Origin of the sequence: Leeuwenhoekiella blandensis MED217 (assembly GCF_000152985.1) — a bacterium.
Taxonomy (GTDB): Bacteria; Bacteroidota; Bacteroidia; order Flavobacteriales; family Flavobacteriaceae; genus Leeuwenhoekiella; species Leeuwenhoekiella blandensis.
In genome coordinates, this window is record NZ_CH672395.1 from 3,991,795 (window position 1) to 4,013,848 (window position 22,054).

The following is a 22,054-nucleotide window of genomic DNA, read 5'->3' on the forward strand; positions in this document are numbered from 1 at the left end:
AAATCCTTAACGTTTAACTTGTTTAAACTAGGAATATTACGAATTGTTGAATTCTATTCTAAAAAGAAAAGCGACCTGAAATTGGTCGCTTTTAGTGCTTAAGTCGGAAGAATTATCGTTAATTATTTTTATTGATTATCATCTAATAAGGTTGAACCCTTCTTTGTCATCGTTTCTTTCAATTCTTCATTGAGATCTTGATAGGCTTCTACAAGTTCTTCAACTTGATTTCCTATTTTAGACTCATCAACTCCGGGTTGCTCAGTTACCCGTCTTAGATCTGCAACTTCTTCTCTAATATCTTTGATATCCTCCATAACTTCTTCGGTTAATAAACGTTCAGGGATTGTATTTTCTAAAGAAGTGCTTTCTTCTTCGAGTTGCGTAATATAATCTGTGATCTCTTCTTCTGGAACTTCTTTTAATTCTAATTTACTCAGCGATTCGGAAAAGGTTCTATATGCTACCCAATTGTCAAAATCCATTTTTAGCTCTTCATCGGCCTCTACACCTTCCCAATCGATCTCGTAGTTTTCTGGCATAACCGGTTTAGCAGGAGTTAGAGCAGCATCAGCATATCTGGCCTTTTCAGCAGCGGTACTATCTACCGTTTTCACTTTTTGTTGCTCTTCTACCTGAGCTTCTTTTGATTCTTCATTTTTACAGTTTGCAAAAGTTGCCAGCAAAGCAGCACCAATTACTAAATTTATCGTTTTCATAAGGTTATATCTTTTTGATCATTCAAATTTAGCAGTCAATCCCATCGGTTTTTAATAGGCTGCGATAAATTTTACTTAAACTTCTCATCCTATTTTAACTACAATTGCTTGTTTTGTTAAACTCCATCAGCAGAACGTTAATATTATTTGAAACTCTAGCCCACTTGTTGAAAATGCTTATCTTTTAAATTAAAAAGAAAATGAGCACCGAGAATTTAACTGATAGAGAACTAGACCGTATCATCGAGATGGCTTGGGAAGACCGTACCACTTTTGATGCTATTGAATTTCAATTTGGTTTGAAAGAACAAGAAGTTATTGAATTGATGCGTAGAGAAATGAAACCTTCTAGTTTTAGAATGTGGCGTGCCCGTGTACAAGGACGTGCTACCAAGCACGCAGCTAAGCGATCTTTTGAAAAAGGCAGCTTTAAAAGCAGTAGACAAAAACACATTACCCACAACAAAATAAGCAAAAGGTAAAGCAAACTTCAGCACAGCCCTTAAAACGCTATTAATTCTTAAGGATATTGTCACTTTTTAAGAGCAAATATTCAGCAAAAAGAATTTTATGATAACGATATCGTAAAATATCTTCTTAAAAACCGCCTTTAATAAACACTATCGTATAACAATAGGTTAACATTTGCATAACAGAGGTGATTTAGTACCCCTACTTTCGAAAGCGTTCAATTTTTGCGTTGAACGTGGTAAAACGCTAAAACGTTTTGCTTTCGAAAATTCTATTAACTAAATCACTAACATGAGGATCAAAATTAAAGGTCTTCTAATGCTATTTTTTGCATTAGTTGTACAGTTAGCAATTGCACAAACCAACACCATTTCAGGAACCGTTTTTGACGATACGGGCACTCCGCTTCCAGGAGCTTCTGTGGTTATCAAGGGAACTTCAACGGGAACTTCAACCGATTTCGACGGTAAATTTTCATTAGAAGCTTCAACCGGAGATGTCATCGTTGTAAGCTTTATGGGGTTCAATAATGAAGAGATCACCATAACCGAAGAGTCTACCTATATTGTTAATCTTACTTCAGGAGAAAGCCTTGACGAAGTCGTGGTTACCGCGATGGGGATCAAGCGTGAAAAGAAAAGTTTAGGATACTCACAACAATCTGTTGAAGGTGAAGCGGTAGTACAGGCAAAAGACACTGATATTAACAGCGCTTTAGCCGGTAAAATTGCTGGGGTTCAACTTATAGGCGCTCCCAGTTCTAGTTTTGACAATGCACTTATACGTTTACGTGGTGAAACCGGAGTACTATACGTTGTTGACGGAGTAAAAATTTACTCTTCATCAGACATCAATATGGAAGATGTTGCTGACATTTCGGTATTGAAAGGGGTCGCAGGAACCGCGCTTTATGGTACAGAAGCCAGAAACGGTGCGATAATCATCACAACCAAATCTGCTAAAAGCGGTGAAGCACGTATCACCATTGATGAAGCAGTTTCTATGTCGTCTTTGTATTTACTTCCTGAATATCAAAACGAATATGGTGGTGGATACGATCAAAACTTCCTAACCTACGAAGGGCAACTACACCCTAACTTCTCTGCCGATGAATCTTGGGGACCTGCACTAGACGGAACACTTGTTAGACATTGGGACAGTTTTATTCCTAATTCAGACACTTTTGGAGAATTAAGACCTTGGTCTCCAAACCCTGATAACATTAGAGATTTCTATGAGACTGCCACTACCAACAACTTGACATTCTCTCTTTTAAAAGGTGGTGAAGATTATAACATTAAAACCACTATTAACAATATTAAAACGGCGCTAATTGTTCCTAATACCAATAGAGAGCAAACTACAGTTTCGTTTAAAGGTTCTTATAATGTTACCGATAAATTGAAGTTCAATGGTAATTTCAACTATCAATACAGACTTACCGAAAACTTTCCCGGTCAAGGATACGGTGGTTTAGGTTCTAACTTTAACCAATGGTGGCAACGCCAGTTAGACATGGATCGTTTACAGAATTACAGCCAAAACGGTCAGATCTATTCTTGGAATATGAAATCTGCTTCAGATCCTGAGCCACTTTACTGGAACTCTCCCTATTTTGAGAGATACGAAAACGGAAATGAACAAACCAAAAATGCTGTTTACGGTAGCATTGGTTTAGAATATGAGTATGACGAGCATTTAAGCGGTTTATTAGACATACGCCGTACGTTTACTACGTATGAGTACAACAGCAGAACAGCTTGGTACGGTTTGAGTCAGCCTGGCTATTCTGAAGAAACTTCTACAAATGAGTTTAACGAACTATACACTCAGGTTAATTATGAGAATACCTTTGGTGCTTTTGACGTAGTGGCCAATGTAGGTGCTCAATGGAACCAAAGAAACTACTCGTATATCAATGCCGGTACTACAGGAGGTTTACAAATACCTGATTATTACAGCATAAGAACTTCTGTAGGAAACATCAACTACAACAGAGATCACGTACGTGTGAAGAATTACTCCATGTTTGCAACAGGTTCTGTGGGCTATGAGAACTTCTTATATCTTGATGGTTCTTATAGAAAAGAATGGAGCTCAACTGCAGATTTAAACGATAACAGCGTTGACACGTATGGTTTATCTGGAAGTTTTATATTCTCAAAATTTATTGACAGCGACGTATTGAGTTTTGGTAAATTAAGAGCAGGTATCGCACAGGCTCCTTCTTTCCCAGGAAACTATGCGCTTAACAACACCTATTCTATTCAAAACTCATATCAAGACAGGTTGAGTATTTCTACGCCTAACACGCTTGCAAACCTTCAGCTTAAAGGAGGGATTAGAGAAGAAACAGAATTTGGTACAGAGCTTAAATTCTTTGGAAGTAGACTGGGTGTAGACTTCACGTATTTCCATAGAACAGACAGTGAGCTTCCTTCTGCATTAACCATTAACGGAGCTTCAGGATATACCGCAACCACAGGTAATGAGTCTATTAACAAGACTAATGGTTGGGAATTAGGTATCACAGGAACTCCTTTTGCTAATGACGACTTTAGATGGGATGTTGCTTTCAACATTGCCAGATACCGCAAGAAAGTTGAAAAAATCAATGATCTAACAGACCGTACCTTATTGGCAAGTGTTTGGAATGGTTACTTATATGCTGTTGAAGGTGAAGATTGGGGTGACATCTATGGTTATAAATGGCAGCGAGATGATGCGGGTAATATTCTTCTTGACGAGAATGGTACGCCACAATACACCAATAGCATTGAGAAAATCGCCAACATTCAGCCAGATTTCACAGGTGGACTTAACAATATGCTTACCTATAAAAATTTCAATTTGAATTTCTCTATGGATTTTCAAAAAGGAGGAAATTTCTACTCGGTTACAAAAATGTTTAATGCCAGCTCAGGTAACGGAGCGCAAACTGTTGGGACCAACGACTTGGGTAACCCAATTAGAGACCTTGTTGTAAATGGCGATGGTAACACTGTTACTTCAACAAATGTCAACAATGCATTGCCTTCTTCTGGTGGTATTCGCGTAAGCGGTGCTGATGCTGCTACAGGTCAAGAAGTAGCTTATTATGTACAACCACGTACGTATTTCAACAACCTTTATGGTGTAGTAGAAGAATGGTTATACGATGCATCATACATCAAACTAAGACAGATTTCTCTTGGATATAACTTCCCAAAACCTTTGATGGAAAAGCTTCCTTTTGAAAGTCTTAAACTAAGCGTTTATGCAAACAACCTTTGGTTAATCTACTCTGATGTAGACGGTATCGATCCTTCTGAAGTTGAAGATTATTACTCAAGCGGCAATGCGAGATGGGTTGAAGCAGGACAAAGTCCTAGTCAAAGAACCATAGGTATGGACATAAAATTAAGTTTCTAAAAAATTAAAATTATGAAGAAAAGCATACTAAAAATAACACTTTTGGCAACCCTGTTGCTAGAATTCAGCGCTTGTGATACGGTTGATTTTGGAGATACTAACGTAGATCCCGATGCAACGACACAAGTGATAAGCAGTGGATTGTTAACCTACGCAGAAGCTCAAGTGGGTTCTGCGGTAACTGCAGATATTGGTAACCATTATGTACAATACCTTTCTGCAATTACCTATACCGAAGCTTCAAGATACGGTACGCGTAACTGGGACATAGACTATTTGTACTATTCACCACTTATTAACCTGCAAACCATCATTGACGTTAATACTAATGAAGAGACAGCACTTGCACAAGCTGCCTATGGTTTTAACGACAATCAAATCGCTGTAGCTAAACTTTTAAAAGCATACTTTTTTCAGTTTGCTACAGACCGCTGGGGGATGATTCCATATTCTGAAGCCTTATTAGGTTTAGAGAATACTACTCCGGCTTTTGACTCTCAGGAAGCAATTTATCTTTCGCTTTTTGAAGAGATTGATGATGCCCTTGTTTTGATCAATGAGAACGAAACAGGGCCTACAGGAGACCAGATGTTTGACGGTGATATGACGCGTTGGGCACAATTTGGAAACACCTTAAAACTGGTAATGGCGCTACGTTTATCTAACGTTTATCCAGAACCAAATGGTGTTGCTGCAACGCGCTTTAATGAAGCGATGAGTGGAGCGATAACTTCTGTAGATGAAAACTTACTTTATCCCTTTATCGCAGATCAATCTTACGACAACCCTTGGGAAGATCGCTTTGAAACTCGTGAAGATTATGCAGTAAGTGCTCCTTTGATCAATAGATTACTTGAAGATAATGATCCTAGAATTGATGTGTATGCAGAATATACACGATCGTCTGTAAATGCCGGCACCCCAGAATATGTGGGAATGCCTTATGGGTTAACAACTTCTAGTTATGCTGCAAGTGATGTTTCATTCATCACAAGTGACATTATTTACAATCAGGCAGCGCCGGGAGCAATTTACACCTATGCACAAGTATTGTTCTCTTATGCCGAAGCTGTAGAACTTGGTTGGATCAGTGGTTCAGCAAGTGAGTATTATGAGCAGGCTATTGAAGCCTCATTTGACCAATGGGGAGCTGCAGACGCAGCTACTTATATCGAAAGTGTGCCTTTAAGCACTGATGCTGAAGTTGCAATGCAACAAATTGCTGAAGAAAAATGGAAAGCACTTTTTCTACAAGGTTATGAAGCCTGGGCAGAATTTAGAAGATTGGGTTACCCACAACTTACGCCTCCGGCAGAACCTTTAAACGGTGACGGGATCCCCGTACGTCAAGGGTATGATCTAGACTGGTCTCAATCTAATGAAGCCAACTACGATGCTGCGGTAAGCGCACAAGGTCCAGATAATTTAGACACAAACTTATGGTGGGACGCACCACACCCTATAACTAACCAGTAATTATCTAGTTATTTTGTTTTGGTCAAGGGAATGCAAGTAAAATTGCATTCCCTTTTTTTGTTGTTAGCCTTTTTATGGTTTTGTTGTTTGAAAAGTCAGAAACATTGAATTACAGCCAGTGTTGCCAATAGTACTTTCATTTCCATTTCCAATTCAGGTCATCAACGTATTCCGCTCCTAATTCAGTTATTCGCTTTTTAAATTCAGAATGATTTTCAATTGCGTGTTTTGGGACAATCAGAGACAAGTCAGTTTGTAACTTAATAAAGAAATGGTCTTTAGTTTCTATCAGTTCTTTTAGTTCAGTTCCTTTTATTCTGCTTTCGGATGTGAAATCTTTGGCATTCAAAGAATTTTCATCAAAGTCAATTTCAACAAGTTTGTTTATTCGATTTTTATAATTTTCTTCAACATGCTTTCTAAAATGGTTCTTATATCTCCATTTAGAATATAACGGATAGAATAGGAACCATAAAATTCCAAATACAGCGAACCCAATTCCAATTCCTAATTTTCCGCTCTGATTTGCGAAAAAAAATCCGAGTACCAAATAAAGTATCGGAATAATTATTCGAGAACGAAATCGCCTTTTTTTATGTAATTCAGATTTTGAAGATGTATAGAGTTGATGCTCTAAGAAATCCAAATTTGTAAGTTGATAGTTTATGTTCATTTTGTTAACGGTCTTGTATAACAATCAGTTGCCGATTGGTTAGAAATTAAGATCGTAAAAATTACAGACTTTTATGCTTGCGCGGTTGTGTCCGCAGGACACAAAGCCGCAATTGTTGTTATACGGTGTTATGTGTCGTTTTATTTCTGTTTGTATCATAATTTTTTCATATTTGAATTTATTCTTGATGAATGAAATCCTTCTGGGTCAATTCTATCAAGCTCCTTAAATAAAATTTTTATTGAGTTTAAAAATTTTAACATATCAAATTCTTTATACAATGGTTTTGGGTCATATTTTTCAGGGTTTATATTTTTGAAAAATTCCGATGAATTTTTAGTTTTATTATGAATAATTTTATTTCTCCATTTTATTAAATTTTTTATTTCTCCCCAAAAATGTAAACTTTTATCAACTTCTTTTCCAGTTATTAATCTTGGAATAAGAATTATTTTACTTGCTAAATCAAGTTTTTCAATATGTTTTTCTGTGTATTGTTGACCAAGTGCAATAGCAGATAATTCAAAAAAATATGATTCTAAAAATGCACCAAGAAAAACAACAACTTTTATTGATTCTTTTATAAGAGAATATTCTAGAATGTCAATTTTTTCATTTTCATTGTAAATTGTGAATCCATTGTTTTCAAATTTCCCTTTACTTTTTAATAGCTCGTTTTCTTTATTTAGTGCCTCAAATTTTAAAAATGAGTCTATGGATATTTCCAAAAGAGTATTATTGTGAAAATGTCCAATTCTAGCAAACATTCTAAAATCATCATTCATTAGTTAAAGGTTTGGTTAAATGACACACAGCTTCTATTAACTGGAATACCAATTTACAGAAAAGCATTTAAATCCATAATAGACGCTCTAAATGATTGGACGCTCAAATACAGCATCTTCTGATAATTTAAAGCACAAAAAAGCCTGCTGAATATCAGCAGGCTTATCTCGTTAAAAGTATGTCCCGTCCTGAAATAAGTTGACACAAATTCGACTTATTTATGAAAGACTCAGAAGGAGCTGAGAAGAAACGCACTCAGCGTGATTACAATTTAGGCTTTAAATTGGCGGTTGTATCTCAGGTAGAAAAGGGCGAAATGACTTATAAGCAAGCCCAAAAAGCATATGGTATTCAAGGAAGGAGTACTGTTTTGGTTTGGTTACGCAAACACGGTAACTTAGACTGGAGTAAACCAAAGACAAGACTTACCTGTAACACAATGAAAGAAACACCTGCTCAAAAGATCAAGAGGCTTGAAAAAGAGCTATCAGATGAGAAGCTTAAAAATAAGATTCTCAACACGATGATCGACATCTCAGATCAGCAATACGGAACTTCTATTCGAAAAAAGCATTTGCCCAATCAATCCAACGAATCCGGCAAGAACACCGACTAAGCCTGTCACGTTGTTGCAGATTGTTTGGGATAAGCAGACAGGCTGTCTATCAATCAGAAAAGCGAGAACAGATAAGAGCTGATGAACTTGCTTTAATCAAACCGCTGATTTTAAGGGTCCGCCGGCAAATGCCAAGGCTAGGCACTCGTAAACTGTATTATTTACTCAAGGTTGAGTTTCAAAAGATGGGAGTTAAAATAGGCAGAGATGCCCTATTTGACTATCTCAGGTCAGAATCAATGCTTATAAAACAAAAAAAGAATTACACAAGAACAACAGATTCTAGGCATTGGCTAAAAAAACACCCCAACCTGATGAAAGATGTTACCCCCGTAAGACCAGAGCAATACTTTGTAAGCGATATTACTTACATCAAGAGTAGAGAAAGAACTCACTATCTTTCCTTGGTGACAGACGCTTTTAGCAGAAAAATAATGGGCTACCACCTAAGTGATGATATGAGTGCAGAAAATGTAGTTAAAGCAATGAAAATGGCTAATAAAAGTAGAACCACATCAAGCGAGGTAATACACCATTCTGACAGAGGCTTGCAATATTGCTCCTCGTTATATCAAACTCAATTGAAGCGATCAAATGCATTACCATCAATGACAGATGGGTATGACTGCTATCAAAATGCGTTAGCAGAACGAATTAACGGGATATTGAAGGAAGAGTTCTTCATAAACAAATGCAATACAGGTAAAGAACTCAGACTGTTGATTCAGCAGTCAATAAAAACATATAACAATGAAAGACCACATCTAAGCCTTAACTACAAAACACCTAATTTTATACACAACAAAAAATCCGGTGAAGCTAGCTTCACCGGATTGATTTAAACTTTTAAAAACTGTCAACCTATTTTAGGACGACTCAGTACTTTGTTTTTACAAACCGGAAGGTTTACTCATTGCTCACTACACGCTCGCCCTCAATTTTCCACGTATTAACACTGGTAATTTGAGACTGGCTATAGTCTACTTCTTTCAAGGTGTCGTCATTCCAGAAAAACCACTTACCGGTTTTCTCTCCTTTTTCATAATTCGCTACTGCGGTTTTAATACCATTCTTGTCGTAGCTGATCCACTCGCCTTGAAGTTTTCCATCTTCGGTGTAGTAACCCTTTTGACTAACCTGCCCATTATCGTGAAACAAAGTTGCTTTAATTAAATTACCTTCTTTTACATAAACATTCTTTTTCTCTTGTGCTGTTGCAAAACTTACAGCACCCAAAAAGACAACGGTAATAAGTAACTTTTTCATAATAAACAGTATTTGGGTTAAACTTTACTTTACAAATATATTAAAATATTAAACATAAAGAAACATTTACGTAACATTGAGTTAACATTAAAATTATAATAAACTTATTTTCAGTTACTTGAATTTTAATTTTAACGTAAAATCAAGCTTTTTTCTAGTTTTTTTAACCCTTATACCGCATCTTCGACAGCATTTCTAGCTATACTTATAACCTTTGCATAACATTCAACTTTAAAATAAATTTCAAATTTGCACATTTAAACGACAGACCCTTTTATGGATAATATATACTTGATTATGCTTATCGCTCTGGCCATTCTCGCCATTGCAGATTTGGTTGTTGGCGTAAGCAATGATGCAGTTAATTTCTTAAACTCGGCGATAGGTTCTAAAGCGGTAAGTTTTAAAACCATTATGATCGTCGCAAGTATTGGTATCGCTTTTGGAGCCCTCTCTTCTAGCGGAATGATGGAAGTTGCCCGTAAAGGGATTTTCGTTCCAGAAAAGTTCTATTTTGACGAGATCATGATCATCTTCATGGCAGTCATGATTACCGATATTTTACTGCTGGACTTTTTCAACACGCTGGGATTACCTACTTCTACTACGGTTTCTATTGTATTTGAACTTCTTGGAGCGGCATTTTGCATGACCTTCATCAAGCTATCAGGCAACTCAGATACGTTATTGCACCTAGGTGAATACATCAATTCTGACAAAGCGATAGAGATTATCGTGGGTATTTTGCTTTCGGTGGCTATTGCCTTTACAGTAGGTGCCCTCGTTCAGTTTGTTACACGCTTGCTTTTAACCTTCAATTTTGCAAAACGCCCAACTTGGAATGCAGCAGCATTCAGTGGTATCGCGACCGCTGCGATTAGTTACTTCATTATTATTAAAGGGCTTAAAAGTGCAGATTTTGTTCAAGGCGAATTCTTAGACTGGGCCAATGCAAATGTTATGTCTTTTATCGGCTTAAGCTTTATCGCTTGGTTCATTATTTCATATATCCTTATCAAAGCATTTAAACTGAATGTTTATATCATGGTTATCGTCGTAGGTACGTTTGCGCTTGCCATGGCTTTTGCCGGCAATGACCTGGTAAACTTTATCGGGGTTCCGATGGCTGCCTATAATTCTTATGAAATTTGGCTTGCAAGTGGCGAACCGGCAACAACCTTCACTATGGAGTCTCTTGCTGAAAAAGTACCCACACAGCCATTTTTACTACTTGCAGCAGGTCTAGTGATGATCCTAACGCTTTGGTTTTCTAAAAAAGCCCGTCGTGTTGTAAAAACATCAGTTGATCTATCCCGTCAAGACGAAGGTCAAGAACGTTTTAAAGCAAATGCAGGATCGCGTGCACTCGTACGCAGTGCAATGAAAGTAAATGCAGGTCTTATGTCTGTATTGCCAGATTCTGCTAAGAAAATGATCGAAAAACGCTTTGCAAAACCTAAAGTTACTTCAAGAGTTGCAACCATAGATATGCCGGCTTTCGACTTGGTACGTGCTTCGGTAAACCTGATGATTGCCAGTGTACTTATTTCGGTAGCTACTTCGCTTAAATTACCGCTTTCTACAACTTATGTGACATTTATGGTGGCTATGGGTAGTTCGCTTGCAGACCGTGCCTGGGGAAGCGAGAGTGCCGTTTACCGTGTTGCCGGGGTTCTTAATGTTATTGGAGGCTGGTTTATGACCGCGCTTAGTGCATTTACCGCCGCAGCGATAATGGCTTTTATTTTATACAAAGGCGGAAGCATTGCTTTATTCTTACTTTTTGCTGCTGCAGTAGCTATTTTGGTTCGTAATTATATGAATCATAAAAAACGCTCTGAAGCCGAAGCAGAAGAAGGCCGACTTATGCGCGCGGTGAGTAATTCAATTCAGGGAATTATAAATGAAAGTACCACCAATGTTGCTTCAGCATTCAAACGCGGAAGCAAAGTATATGCAGGAACCATAGAAGGTCTTGCAAAAGTTGACCTTGGTAAACTGAAAAAGAGTAAAAAAGGAATTGCCAAACTCAATACAGAAGTTGAAGAGTTGCGTAACAGCTTATACTACTTCATCAAAAATCTTGATGAAACTCACGTTCAAGCGAGCCGTTTTTATATTGATGTTTTAGGTTATTTACAAGATGTGACGCAGTCTATAGATTTTGTTACCACCTCAAGCTACAATCACCTCAACAACAACCATAAGGGACTTAAGTTTACACAGCTTAAAGACCTTAAGGAAATAGAAGAAAAATTAGAGAAATTGTTCTCTAAAATCGAAGACACCTTCAATGCCAAAAATTTTGATGATCTTCTTTCTATACTTGAAGAAAAACAAAATTTGCTTGACAGTGTTTCTCAAAAAATTGAAAAGCAGGTAGAACGTACACGCAGTGCAGATTCTAGTCCTAAAAACACTATGCTTTACTTCAGCATTCTTCAAGAAACTGAAGATCTCATTAAAGCAACCATGAATCTCTTAGAGCATTATTATATCGAGCATAAGAAACATATGCAATAGCGATAGCTTTTAAAAACTGCACAACTAAAAAGCCCCTTGAAAATTAGATTTTCAAGGGGCTTTTTTTATTTACTTAGACTACAATTCAAAGGCTTCTAACAATTCATCATCCTTATCATAAGGATAAGCTCTCCACGTAAAACCTGTTCCTTCATATTTCCAAACGACTTCTTTGTCTTGCGTTACCTCCCAACAGCCATAATCTCCTTCGGTGATGAGCGTATTACCATTACTCATGCGATAGGCTCCAGAAACTCTTGGCGCAAATAAATCTTCATCAGTAAAACTCCATACCACCTGAAGTTCGTTGTCGCTTTCCGCTTTTAACTCATAGTTTGCCGGTTGTTGCAATTCATAAACGACAGATTGTGTAACACCTCCTAGTCCGCCGTTAGCATAAACCATCACATTATTAGACTCCGGAACCATATTTACGCCGTGATTATAGAAAAAGGAACGCTCACCTGCAGTGTTGTTATAAGCTCCGGGATTACCAAATCTATAGACTAAATCACCCGCAGTACCCGAAGCTTCTTCTGTGGTTGTATTATGATCTATGACCCATACTTCGCTATAAAAATTGACGCTCATAAAAACAAGGTCGTGCTCTTCATCGTAGGCAATCCCGTTAGCGTGCATAATATCGCCATTAAAGCTATCTGCCTCGCGCAAGGGATCCCGATAATTGAGATCTATCAACTGCGGATGTTCTGCGATTGTTCCAAAATTCGGCTTGTCTTGATTTAGATCTTGTATGGTATGATCCCACGAACTCCATTGCCATACGATCTCGTTTGTATTAGGATTGATTTCTATAAGCTTTTCGGCATAAATCACATCATCCTGATAGGCATAGCCAAAGCTTTCTTGCGCTTCATCAAGCGGCCTTCCTTCCCAAATTAAGACCAGAATATTACCATTGGGTAAGCGCTCTACATCGTGATGCCCTAATTCAAATGCTGTAGCTACTATATAACTCCATTTTACTGAATTATCAGGGTTTACCAATTGCACTACACCACCATATCCTCCAAAACTAAAAGAAACGTCATCCGCTATTAAACTAACGAGCAATTCTGAATTTTCAATCAACTCAGCGTCGTTACCTATTCCGCGTTCAAGTTCCCACTCATGGCGTATTTCAGCTTTGTCCTTGTTGATCAAATACACCCTGTTAAAACCTACGTCATTCACGAGTACATAACCGTCGCCAGCCAAACTCTCATTATATAGCTCTACTTCGCCGGCGATCTCGTACTCACTTTGTGGTTCTTCTGGCTCCTCGGGTTCTTCTGGTTCTTCTGGTTCTTCAGGAAGATTTTCTTCTGGTTTTTCTTTTTCGACCTCTTCAAAATTAGGATTGTCCTCGGAACAGGCCACAGAAAGACTTAGCCAACAAAGGCATAGGATAATTTTTCTCATAACATTTTTTGATTGAAGAATGGCACATTATGCGCCAATTGCCGCTTCTAAAATAGACAAAAAACGTTTGAAACTATTGAAAACGAAATACTTATTGAAAAAAGCTATTTTTTCCCTTCCCATTCTGCGTAAAATTGCTCGAGAAAATCTAGCATAAACTGGTGACGTACCTGAGCAATTTGACGGGCAGTTTCAGTATGCATTTTATCTTTTAACAAGAGTAATTTCTCATAAAAATGATTGATGGTAGGCGCCTCAGACTTTTTATATTCTTCGGCAGTCATATCGGGTTTTGGAGGAATTGCAGGATTGTATAGTTTTCGGTTTTTAAAGCCACCGTAATTGAAGGTTCTGGCAATACCAATAGCGCCTATTGCGTCCAAACGATCTGCGTCCTGTACGATCTTGAGTTCTATACTTGAATAGTCTGATTTAGGATTTCCGCCACGATATGAAACATTAGCGACGATTTTCACTACAGCTTCTAGGCGTGAAAAAGCAACATTTTGAGATTGTAAAAATTCACGCGCCATTTTAGGACCTATTTGCTCGTCTCCCTTATAAAACTTTGAATCTGCTATATCGTGAAGCAGAGCGCCTAAAGAAACTACTACTACATCTGCTTCCGTCTCGCCTTTAGCGATATTTAAAGCGTTTTTGTACACCCTCAAGGTATGAAACCAGTCGTGACCTCCTTCGGCTTCTTCTAGAGTCTTCTTTACATAAGCGCTGGTCTTTTCGATCAGGAGAAGATCAGACTTGTTTAGCTTTAACGATTCGGTCATTTTTAAATCAGTTTTGATTTTCGCGTATGCGCTTTAACACTAGGAAAATCGGCCAATACGATATCCTGTACGCGTTTTACAAGTTCTTCAGGATCATTCCCGGCAACCGGGATCGGCTCGTGAACGGTATGCTTTACGTGCACTCCAATATCCTGAGGAAAACCACCCCAACGCATCAGCTTCCAAGAATTGTTGATGGTAACCGGCACGATAATAGCCGTAGGCATAAATTTAAATAAGGTTATAAGTCCGCCGGTGGCAAATTGCTTAGGAATGCCATCTTTACTACGGGTCCCTTCAGGAAAAATCACCACAGAGCGATTGGTCTTATTCAAGGTTTTAGTAAGATCGCGTATCGCCATAATAGATTGCCGCTTATCCTTGCGATCAATCAATGCCGAACCACCTTTTCTCAAATTATACGAGATACTGGGAATACCTTTACCCAATTCAATTTTACTTATGAATTTGGGATGTAAACGTCGTAAATACCAAATTATAGGTGAAATATCCCATTGTCCCTGATGATTGGCAACAATGATAATAGGTTGATCACGCGTAATCGTATGTGGGTTTTCAAAAGTAAACCGTGTACCCAGCAAGTTCAAGCATTTTAAAATGCTGAAATTTAAATAGTCTACACTTTTTTTATGCGCCTGATATCCAAACCAATTATAGCACACCCATTGTACAGGATGAAATATTACGATCGTCAAACCAAAAGCCAGATAAAAAATCACGCTTAAGGGATAGGCAAAAAACTTTCTCATGAACTTATAAACTTATTGGCAAAGAAAACACATAGCCGTGAGCCTGCAAATTTAATCAACCGCTCACTTTAAAAAATAAAATGTCATTTGGGGGAAAATCCCCTTATACAGTATTTGTCTTGCTAATACATTTGATACAAAATAATAGTACTTGAGAAAAATTCACAAAATAAGACTTACAGTGGTGTTGCTATTACTCAATTGTATAGCCTATGGAGTGAATTATTTTGAATTTAGCCCGAAAATTGAAGCTATTTCTGAAAGTACAACTTTTGAAATATTTTTATTTACAGATAAGGAGACCGGTACTAAATCTTCGTTGTTACAAGTTGGGGAATTTTTGCAGGATCAAGATGGTTTTTGGCCTTTTGAATCGTTTTATGTCGAAACACCTAAAGGCACCAATCAGCATACCGGAAGATTCAGAGGATTTTTTACCGGTTATCTTCTTTCAGAATTTCTATTTTATAACCTAATGATACTAGCTATAGTCGTTTTCATCAAGCTATGGTGAATTTTTAGCCTTAAGACCAGGATTTATTTTTTGCTTTTCTTTCGCCTTTTAGACCAATAGACATACAGTGCAAAAATAATCACACTCACTATAGACCCCCAGAGCAACCCATTTTCTAACCCGTCTGAACTTTCACCCATAATGGCAATAAAAAGCGTGAGCGGTGCGATCCCGGCGAGTGTTGCTCCCAAGAATTTTAGGTAATTCATTTTCAAAATACCGCCTACAAAGCTTATCGCATCATTAGATAAAAACGGATTGAGACGTGTGATTGCAATTGCCCAAAACCCGTAGTCGTTTAAAAAATCTTCAAGTTTATCTTCGGTTGAAGAACCTACCAAATTTTTAACTACCCCATCGCCTAATTTTCTACCTAAAAAGTAACCAACGGTTGAGGCGCAGCTTATCGCTAATGCCACGAGCAAACTTCCCCAAACCGGACCATAAGCCAGAATACAAACGACCATAAGTGCAACCGAAGGAATTACGATCAAAAACATTTGTACGATCATTGCCAGGATCAACACCACAGGCCCTGCCCATCCAAAAGAAGCTATCCAATTCTTGATTTCTTGCTCGTCGCCACCAGATAAAACCTTCCAGGCTTCATCAAAAAATTGTTGCGCCTCCGGAATAAAAAAATAGGCCAGAACCAATCCTGCTAACAGGAGTACAGATAAGATTTTGGGTAGATGCTTTAGGATTTTATCGCGCATGAATTAAGATTCAGATTCATAAACAAACAGCTCTTCTATACTGCAGTTAAAAACCGCTGCCAACCGAAAAGCTGTAGGTAAGCTGGGATCAAATTTACCTTTTTCTATGGCATTCACCGTTTGCCGTGACACCTCAATTTGTTGCGCCAAGTCACTTTGTGTCATTTTTAACGCCGCTCGTAATTCTTTTATATTGTTTTTCATGAGTACTTGCGCGCATTAAAGAATACACAAAGGATGTAAGTAATCCCCATAAAAAGCACCAAAAAGCTTATTTCGGCATCCTGTTTTATCAGGTTTGTAGTGTCTAACTGGGAGTATGCAATACCACCTACCACTGCAAGCCCCAATGTCAATGCCATAGATTCTAACTGTATTTTGCGCTGCAACTCATCACCGTCATTCACAAACTTACGATTGGCCATCACCATTCCCACGCCTACTGCAAGACTTAAAATTATCGCTAAGCCTGTAATAATTTGAGATTCCCATAAAAATTGAGAACCAAAGGTGACTAAGGCAGTAGTGGCGACCCAAGCCATAGACCATTTTGCCAACCGGTTTCTTGATGTGATTAATTTTGAATTCATACTATTTGATTTTTGATTAATGTAAAGTTTACTTGACAAAGATAAGTAATATTTTAAATGTAAAGCAAACTTTACATTTATTTTTTATTTCAGTAAACTACCTTGAGCCAAATATCTGGGTATTATACGCTTTGGCGGTGCCAGCTAACTACTTCAGGGCAAGCCTCGGAGAATTAAACCCTTTGGCGGCGCCAATAAAAACGCTAAATTTCTACAACTAACCCTATCGCCTTATCATGCCTAGAATTCTAATTGCTCCAGATTCTTTTAAAGAAAGTCTTACCGCAACGCAAGTTTGTAGGGCTATTGCTGAAGGACTCCAAACGATAAATCCCAAGCTGCAAATAGACCAGTTGCCTTTTTCTGACGGCGGCGAAGGTGCTTTTGAACTTTTTGAAGCGTTAAATCTGGGAAGCACGATTGCTTGTGATGCTCAGGATCCTCTGGGTCGCTCTATAAGCGCATCTTATTACGGTTTTGAGGATGGAAAAACTGCCTGGATCGAATTGTCTCAAGCATCGGGAATCGCGCTTTTAAAAGATGCAGAAAAGAATCCGATGCTCACATCAACCTTTGGCACCGGATTACAGCTGAAGCATGCCTTAGAAAATGGGTTTAAAAACATCCTATTGGGAATAGGCGGAAGCGCAACTAATGATGTCGCAACAGGCATTTTTACCGCTTTAGGCGGAAAACTTTTAGACCACGCAGAAAATGCTATTCAGGCCCGCGGGGAGCATTTGGGGACTGTAGCTGGTTTAGATTTTGACCACCTCATACCCGAGCTCGAATCGGCACAACTTACGGTCGCCTGTGATGTTTCTAACTTGCTACTTGGAGCAACGGGGGCAGCAACTATTTATGCACCGCAAAAAGGTGCTACTCCGGCGCAGGTCACAGCCCTAGAAAAAGGCGCCGAACATCTAGCGCAAATCATTCAGCAAAAAACAGGAAGAACGATTACAAGCATTGCCGGTGGTGGCGCTGCAGGAGGAACAGCCGCCGGAATGTACGGCTTCTTCAACAGCAAACTTGAACCCGGCTTTGAATTACTCAGCAAATTGGCAAACTTAGAAGAACGCGTAAAACAAGCCGATTTGATCATCACAGGAGAAGGAAAAACCGATAACCAAAGTCAGTACGGTAAAGTGCCCTTCAAACTCGCAGAATTGGCTCGTAAGCACAATAAACCGCTTTACCTCTTTGCCGGAAGCGTTCAGGCAGATCAAAATGTTTTAACTGCCGCCGGAATCACTAAAGCCATTGCCATTAAAACAGAAACGATGGCTTTGGAATACGCAAAGACCAATGCTTTTGAGTTGCTTAAAAATGCGGTTGCACACCATTTAAAAACACAACTATAACTATGGGCCTCGATCTACTCTATATTTTACTTGTTGTTATTTGGATCATCGTGGGCACAAGCTACCTGCGCTGGCATCCCTTTTTCGTATTGCTTATTAGCGCCTTAGGCCTGGCCTTTCTTCTTCAGATCCCATTAGAAGAAATCCCGGAAACGATAAGCACGGGTTTTGGCGCAATGTTTAAAAATATAGGACTGCTGATTCTTTTTGGCGCGTGGATTGGCGTGGCGCTAGAAACTACCAATGCCACAACTGCCATTGCTAAAGGCATCATTAAAAAACTCACCATTTTACCCTTACCTTTTGTCATAAGTGCTTTGGGCTATCTCGTTTCGATCCCGGTTTTTTGTGATGCCGCTTTTGTTATTTTAGCTCCGTTAACCAAAAAACTAGCGCTCAACAATACCGCCAGACGTAACGCCTTAACAGTTGCGCTTTCCACCGGATTGTTTTCGGCTCACGTATTGGTGCCACCAACTCCGGGACCTTTGGCAGCTGCGGGCAATCTTCAGCTCGAAAATTTATACCTGTTGCTTTTAGCAGGCGGAATTTTTGGTCTTGTACTGATGCTTATCGGTGCCTTTTTCTCGTATTATTTCTTCAGAAAAAGCAATCAGCACGATGCATTTGATCGCAACAATTTGGAAACCTATTTTGATCAAAACACCGATCTTCCTTCATTTTCAGCAGCCATTTGGCCTTTGGCACTTCCTATTGTACTAATGGCAGCAGCTTCAATCATCCCTCTGTTTTTTGAAGGTTCCAATCTATTCATCGATATACTTCTATTTCTGGGAGATCCTGCCATTGCCCTTCTAGCCGGTGTATTAGTTGCCTTCAGCATCTGTAAAAAACAACAACGAGATATTTCTGAAATTATTAAAAAAGGAATGGAGCAAGCTGCTCCTATTCTCTTGATTACAGCGATGGGTGGCGCTTTGGGAACCGTTATTCAAACCGCAAATCTTACCGAAGGGATCAATTTAGAATCTTTTAGTAATGGATTGGGCTTGGCGATTCCTTTTATATTGGCCGCTTTACTCAAATCGGCTCAAGGTTCTTCTACCGTCGCGATCATCACCATAAGCTCTATAATGCTGCCGTTGCTTCCTGCATTAGGTTTTGATTCTGAACTGGGCAAAGTATGGGTAATTCTAGCCATCGGAGCAGGATCTCTCACCGTATCGCACGCTAATGATTCGTATTTCTGGATCGTAAGTCAACTGGGAGAAATGCCGGTAAAAGAAGCCTACCGCAAACACACCTTAGGCACCTTGCTTCAAGGAGTCGTGGGGTTTGTTATTCTGTTTTGTACGTATAGCGTGTATTCGGCCTTTTAATGGATAAGATTGTGGTACTAAACAAACCATCTACAAACAAAAAAGCCTCAACTACAAGTAGTTAAGGCTTAATTTTGCTCCCCCTCTTGGGCTCGAACCAAGGACCCTTTGATTAACAGTCAAATGCTCTAACCAACTGAGCTAAGGAGGAATTTAATCTTTCAATTTTTAAAGTCACACAGGGTATCGCAATACTTCTGTTTTTGTTGTGCCTTAAAGAACGCTTCGCTTATTTGCTGAAAGCGGATGCAAATATACACAACTATTTAAACCCACAAAACTAATTTTAAAAAATATTTGATAGATTTTTTATCGTCGTATTTTTTGGCTTAGCTACCGGTAATCCAGCGGTAAATGTCATTTCCGTTAGCGTATAATACTAAGGCAATTAGCAAGAAGAACCCTATCATCTGTGCATACTCTAGAAATTTATCGCTCGGCTTTCTTCCGGTGATAATCTCATACAATAAGAACATCACGTGCCCACCATCTAAAGCAGGAATTGGTAGAATATTCATAAACGCGAGTATGATCGAAATAAAAGCCGTGGTTTCCCAAAATGATAACCAGTTCCAGGTATCTGGAAACAATCCCGCGATCGCACCAAAACCACCTACTTGAGACGCACCCTTTTTAGTAAACACATATTTAAACTGTGCCACGTAGTCGTGCAACTTCCAATACCCGTGATTGATTCCCTTAGCAATACTTTCTCCAAAAGAATATTTAACCACTTTTGATTTGTAATTGGCTTTAGGATACACCCCAAAATTTCCGTCATCATCTAAGGTTACGGTAGTGTTTGCCAGTTGCCCATCACGAGAATAGGTCACGGCATACTCGGTAACGCCCTCTTCTTTACGCGCTTTAAAATCGGTCCAGGAAACGATCGATTTATCATTGATTTGCGTAAGTACGTCTCCTTTTTTTAGTCCGGCTTTTGCGGCAGCAGATTCTGCAACCACACTATCCAACACCGGTTTAATAAGTGGCGCCAGGGCATCGGTCTCTCCAGACTGAAACATTTTGGTCCCGATATCTTCCGGAATAGTGATCGTTTCTTCGCTTCCGTCAGTGTGCGCTACAGTAATTGTATTCACATCGCGCAACATCATATCGCGATTGATCGCCAGATTATTTTCGTAAGGCGCTCCATTAACCGCCAGAATCTGATCTCCGTCTCTAAAACCGTATTCTTTAAATCCTTCAGAAACCTCAATTCCGTCAGGCATTTGCTCAGGCCCTACCACCGGATTACCGTAATAGGCAATGATCATTATGTAGATAAAAAAACCAAGAATGATATTTACGGTTACCCCACCAATCATCACAATAAGACGCTGCCAGGCCGGTTTTGAGCGGAATTCCCACTCCTTAGGCTCTTGTGCCATCGCTTCCTTATCCATACTCTCATCGATCATCCCGGCGATCTTCACATAACCTCCAAGCGGAAGCCAACCTATCCCATAAACGGTCTCGCCTATTTTCTTTTTGAAAAGCGAAAACTTAACATCAAAAAAGAGGAAGAATTTTTCTACGCGTATTTTAAAAAGACGGGCAGGAATAAAATGCCCAAACTCGTGAAGTACTATTAATAGTGAAAGGCTCAAAAACAACTGAGCTCCTTTTACAAAAAATGGATCCATAAAAAATTTATCTAACTAGTGGCAACTAACCACCGCCTTATTAGTAGCAAAAACAACTTTCAACAGGAGCTTATCATCAGTAATTCTACCTAAGGGTAGTTTAACTTATGATGATCGCACCACGATTAAAAAGTGCACAAAAGTAACCTTTTACTTCCGCATTCAAAACTTTGCGTCACACCGCTTTGGTTAAATCGCAAAGATTAAAGGCTTCCGGCTTTGTTACCGAGGTTTCAGACCGTAATTTTGCAGTCATAAAACACGCGTTATGCTTCAGTTTTTTGCTAAATACAAAAAGTTTGCCATCGTGATGGCGATTCTTTCCGCAGTTATACTTTACACCTTTTACACCTTAATGCAACCGGCGCCCAGTCTTCCGATCTATCAACCAACTATGGTAGATAATACGCTTGTAGACAGCACGGTTCAGTTTGTAAAAAAATACCATAAAATAGCCGATTTTGAATTGGTAAATCAAAATGGAGAAACCATCACTCAGGATGATTATCCCGGGATTTATGTAGCCGATTTTTTCTTTACCACCTGCCAGACCATTTGCCCGATTATGACCGAGCATATGGTTCAAATTCAGGAAAAGTTGAAAGATGATCCTTCGGTTAAATTGCTCTCGCATACGGTGATCCCTGCAACCGACACTGTTGCTCAGCTTAAACGTTATGCTTTAGAAAAGGGCGTGAATGACTCCAAATGGAATCTTGTAACCGGTCCTAAAAAAGAGATTTATGACCTTGCCAGAAAGAGCTACCTCGCTGTAAAAACTCAGGGCGATGGCGGTAAATATGATATGATTCATACCGAAAATTTTATGCTCATCGATTCTAAAAAACGCATTCGCGGCTATTATGACGGTACCAATCCTGAAGCTATTGAAGATCTTTTAGAAGATATTGCTATTCTAAAAGCGATTGAAGGTGACGAAAACTCTTAAACCTTCGGTTTTAAGGC

The 22,054-nt window shown here is 38.9% G+C and carries 20 protein-coding genes and 1 tRNA gene; 9 read left to right on the forward strand and 12 right to left on the reverse strand.

The genetic code is table 11. The features are described from left to right. Positions 1 to 128: 128 nt before the first annotated feature. Positions 129 to 719, reverse strand: a complete 591-nt coding sequence (locus tag MED217_RS17220; RefSeq protein WP_009781845.1) for a hypothetical protein — start codon at positions 717 to 719, stop codon at positions 129 to 131. A gap of 200 nt (positions 720 to 919) precedes the next feature. On the opposite strand from MED217_RS17220, the gene MED217_RS17225 reads away from it, so the two are divergent. The 3 genes from MED217_RS17225 (at position 920) to MED217_RS17235 (ending at position 6,077) form a co-directional block, all read left to right on the forward strand. Further along, entirely contained in the window at positions 920 to 1,201 is a 282-nt protein-coding gene (locus tag MED217_RS17225) for a TIGR03643 family protein (protein ID WP_009781846.1), read from the forward strand. Between the two features lie 307 nt (positions 1,202 to 1,508). After that, positions 1,509 to 4,601, forward strand: coding sequence for a SusC/RagA family TonB-linked outer membrane protein (locus MED217_RS17230; protein ID WP_050759339.1), 3,093 nt, complete (start codon positions 1,509 to 1,511; stop codon positions 4,599 to 4,601). 12 nt (positions 4,602 to 4,613) lie between these two features. After that, a complete protein-coding gene (locus MED217_RS17235; protein WP_009781848.1) occupies positions 4,614 to 6,077 on the forward strand; it encodes a SusD/RagB family nutrient-binding outer membrane lipoprotein in 1,464 nt (487 codons plus the stop codon). A 136-nt stretch (positions 6,078 to 6,213) separates the two neighbouring features. On the opposite strand, the gene MED217_RS17240 is transcribed toward MED217_RS17235, so the two are convergent. Together MED217_RS17240 and MED217_RS17245 are read right to left on the reverse strand one after the other, a co-directional pair. Continuing rightward, positions 6,214 to 6,750, reverse strand: a complete 537-nt coding sequence (locus tag MED217_RS17240; protein WP_009781849.1) for a YcxB family protein — start codon at positions 6,748 to 6,750, stop codon at positions 6,214 to 6,216. 155 nt (positions 6,751 to 6,905) lie between these two features. Further along, on the reverse strand, positions 6,906 to 7,535 hold the full coding sequence (locus tag MED217_RS17245; RefSeq protein WP_009781850.1) for a hypothetical protein: 630 nt from the start codon (positions 7,533 to 7,535) through the stop codon (positions 6,906 to 6,908). A 221-nt stretch (positions 7,536 to 7,756) separates the two neighbouring features. On the opposite strand from MED217_RS17245, the gene MED217_RS17255 reads away from it, so the two are divergent. After that, a protein-coding gene (locus MED217_RS17255) for an IS3 family transposase (protein WP_230199236.1) occupies positions 7,757 to 8,994 on the forward strand; the annotation gives its coding sequence in 2 pieces (ribosomal slippage) (positions 7,757 to 8,099 and positions 8,099 to 8,994; 1,239 coding nt in all). A gap of 64 nt (positions 8,995 to 9,058) precedes the next feature. Here the strand turns inward: MED217_RS17255 and MED217_RS17260 are convergent. After that, a complete protein-coding gene (locus MED217_RS17260) occupies positions 9,059 to 9,418 on the reverse strand; it encodes a toxin-antitoxin system YwqK family antitoxin (RefSeq protein ID WP_009781851.1) in 360 nt (119 codons plus the stop codon). Between the two features lie 276 nt (positions 9,419 to 9,694). Between MED217_RS17260 and MED217_RS17265 the strand changes: the two genes are divergently transcribed. Then, entirely contained in the window at positions 9,695 to 11,941 is a 2,247-nt protein-coding gene (locus MED217_RS17265; protein ID WP_009781852.1) for an inorganic phosphate transporter, read from the forward strand. Between the two features lie 78 nt (positions 11,942 to 12,019). Here the strand turns inward: MED217_RS17265 and MED217_RS17270 are convergent, their stop codons facing one another. From MED217_RS17270 to MED217_RS17280, 3 genes are all read right to left on the reverse strand, one after another. Further along, on the reverse strand, positions 12,020 to 13,363 hold the full coding sequence (locus MED217_RS17270) for an arylsulfotransferase family protein (protein WP_154648977.1): 1,344 nt from the start codon (positions 13,361 to 13,363) through the stop codon (positions 12,020 to 12,022). A 104-nt stretch (positions 13,364 to 13,467) separates the two neighbouring features. After that, the gene (locus MED217_RS17275) at positions 13,468 to 14,148 is read right to left on the reverse strand and encodes an HD domain-containing protein (RefSeq protein ID WP_009781854.1); all 681 of its coding nucleotides are present in this window, start codon (positions 14,146 to 14,148) and stop codon (positions 13,468 to 13,470) included. A 2-nt stretch (positions 14,149 to 14,150) separates the two neighbouring features. Next, complete coding sequence (locus tag MED217_RS17280; protein WP_009781855.1) at positions 14,151 to 14,918, reverse strand: lysophospholipid acyltransferase family protein; 768 nt, start codon at positions 14,916 to 14,918, stop codon at positions 14,151 to 14,153. A 151-nt stretch (positions 14,919 to 15,069) separates the two neighbouring features. Between MED217_RS17280 and MED217_RS17285 the strand changes: the two genes are divergently transcribed. After that, on the forward strand, positions 15,070 to 15,432 hold the full coding sequence (locus MED217_RS17285; RefSeq protein ID WP_009781856.1) for a hypothetical protein: 363 nt from the start codon (positions 15,070 to 15,072) through the stop codon (positions 15,430 to 15,432). Between the two features lie 23 nt (positions 15,433 to 15,455). Here the strand turns inward: MED217_RS17285 and MED217_RS17290 are convergent, their stop codons facing one another. The 3 genes from MED217_RS17290 to MED217_RS17300 are packed head-to-tail and all read right to left on the reverse strand — an operon-like array spanning position 15,456 to position 16,738. Further along, on the reverse strand, positions 15,456 to 16,148 hold the full coding sequence (locus tag MED217_RS17290; protein WP_009781857.1) for a TVP38/TMEM64 family protein: 693 nt from the start codon (positions 16,146 to 16,148) through the stop codon (positions 15,456 to 15,458). Positions 16,149 to 16,151: 3 nt separating this feature from the next. Further along, positions 16,152 to 16,352 (reverse strand): helix-turn-helix transcriptional regulator, encoded by a 201-nt coding sequence (locus tag MED217_RS17295; RefSeq protein ID WP_009781858.1) that lies wholly within the window; start codon positions 16,350 to 16,352, stop codon positions 16,152 to 16,154. Then, on the reverse strand, positions 16,349 to 16,738 hold the full coding sequence (locus MED217_RS17300) for a hypothetical protein (RefSeq protein WP_009781859.1): 390 nt from the start codon (positions 16,736 to 16,738) through the stop codon (positions 16,349 to 16,351). Before MED217_RS17300 ends, MED217_RS17295 begins: the two co-directional genes overlap by 4 nt. A gap of 236 nt (positions 16,739 to 16,974) precedes the next feature. On the opposite strand from MED217_RS17300, the gene MED217_RS17305 reads away from it, so the two are divergent. Together MED217_RS17305 and MED217_RS17310 are read left to right on the forward strand one after the other, a co-directional pair. Further along, entirely contained in the window at positions 16,975 to 18,102 is a 1,128-nt protein-coding gene (locus tag MED217_RS17305) for a glycerate kinase (protein WP_009781860.1), read from the forward strand. 2 nt (positions 18,103 to 18,104) lie between these two features. Beyond that, entirely contained in the window at positions 18,105 to 19,442 is a 1,338-nt protein-coding gene (locus MED217_RS17310) for a GntP family permease (RefSeq protein WP_009781861.1), read from the forward strand. A 77-nt stretch (positions 19,443 to 19,519) separates the two neighbouring features. Here MED217_RS17310 and MED217_RS17315 read toward each other — a convergent pair. After that, positions 19,520 to 19,593, reverse strand: a tRNA-Asn gene (locus MED217_RS17315). A 178-nt stretch (positions 19,594 to 19,771) separates the two neighbouring features. Then, entirely contained in the window at positions 19,772 to 21,088 is a 1,317-nt protein-coding gene (gene rseP / locus MED217_RS17320; protein WP_009781862.1) for an RIP metalloprotease RseP, read from the reverse strand. Between the two features lie 268 nt (positions 21,089 to 21,356). On the opposite strand from rseP, the gene MED217_RS17325 reads away from it, so the two are divergent. Further along, the gene (locus tag MED217_RS17325) at positions 21,357 to 22,037 is read left to right on the forward strand and encodes an SCO family protein (RefSeq protein WP_009781863.1); all 681 of its coding nucleotides are present in this window, start codon (positions 21,357 to 21,359) and stop codon (positions 22,035 to 22,037) included. The last annotated feature ends 17 nt before the right edge of the window (positions 22,038 to 22,054 follow it).

What these genes read in the sequence shown, in the direction of transcription:
- MED217_RS17225 (WP_009781846.1), top strand. Translation starts at nt 920, where the DNA reads ATGAGCACCGAGAATTTAACTGATAGAGAACTAGACCGTATCATCGAG.
- MED217_RS17305 (WP_009781860.1), top strand. Translation starts at nt 16,975, where the DNA reads ATGCCTAGAATTCTAATTGCTCCAGATTCTTTTAAAGAAAGTCTTACC.
- MED217_RS17265 (WP_009781852.1), top strand. Translation starts at nt 9,695, where the DNA reads ATGGATAATATATACTTGATTATGCTTATCGCTCTGGCCATTCTCGCC.
- MED217_RS17300 (WP_009781859.1), bottom strand. Translation starts at nt 16,738, where the DNA reads ATGAATTCAAAATTAATCACATCAAGAAACCGGTTGGCAAAATGGTCT.
- MED217_RS17325 (WP_009781863.1), top strand. Translation starts at nt 21,357, where the DNA reads ATGCTTCAGTTTTTTGCTAAATACAAAAAGTTTGCCATCGTGATGGCG.
- MED217_RS17280 (WP_009781855.1), bottom strand. Translation starts at nt 14,918, where the DNA reads ATGAGAAAGTTTTTTGCCTATCCCTTAAGCGTGATTTTTTATCTGGCT.
- MED217_RS17295 (WP_009781858.1), bottom strand. Translation starts at nt 16,352, where the DNA reads ATGAAAAACAATATAAAAGAATTACGAGCGGCGTTAAAAATGACACAA.
- MED217_RS17275 (WP_009781854.1), bottom strand. Translation starts at nt 14,148, where the DNA reads ATGACCGAATCGTTAAAGCTAAACAAGTCTGATCTTCTCCTGATCGAA.
- MED217_RS17260 (WP_009781851.1), bottom strand. Translation starts at nt 9,418, where the DNA reads ATGAAAAAGTTACTTATTACCGTTGTCTTTTTGGGTGCTGTAAGTTTT.
- MED217_RS17235 (WP_009781848.1), top strand. Translation starts at nt 4,614, where the DNA reads ATGAAGAAAAGCATACTAAAAATAACACTTTTGGCAACCCTGTTGCTA.
- MED217_RS17220 (WP_009781845.1), bottom strand. Translation starts at nt 719, where the DNA reads ATGAAAACGATAAATTTAGTAATTGGTGCTGCTTTGCTGGCAACTTTT.
- MED217_RS17230 (WP_050759339.1), top strand. Translation starts at nt 1,509, where the DNA reads ATGCTATTTTTTGCATTAGTTGTACAGTTAGCAATTGCACAAACCAAC.
- MED217_RS17245 (WP_009781850.1), bottom strand. Translation starts at nt 7,535, where the DNA reads ATGAATGATGATTTTAGAATGTTTGCTAGAATTGGACATTTTCACAAT.
- MED217_RS17310 (WP_009781861.1), top strand. Translation starts at nt 18,105, where the DNA reads ATGGGCCTCGATCTACTCTATATTTTACTTGTTGTTATTTGGATCATC.
- rseP (WP_009781862.1), bottom strand. Translation starts at nt 21,088, where the DNA reads ATGGATCCATTTTTTGTAAAAGGAGCTCAGTTGTTTTTGAGCCTTTCA.
- MED217_RS17270 (WP_154648977.1), bottom strand. Translation starts at nt 13,363, where the DNA reads ATGAGAAAAATTATCCTATGCCTTTGTTGGCTAAGTCTTTCTGTGGCC.
- MED217_RS17240 (WP_009781849.1), bottom strand. Translation starts at nt 6,750, where the DNA reads ATGAACATAAACTATCAACTTACAAATTTGGATTTCTTAGAGCATCAA.
- MED217_RS17290 (WP_009781857.1), bottom strand. Translation starts at nt 16,148, where the DNA reads ATGCGCGATAAAATCCTAAAGCATCTACCCAAAATCTTATCTGTACTC.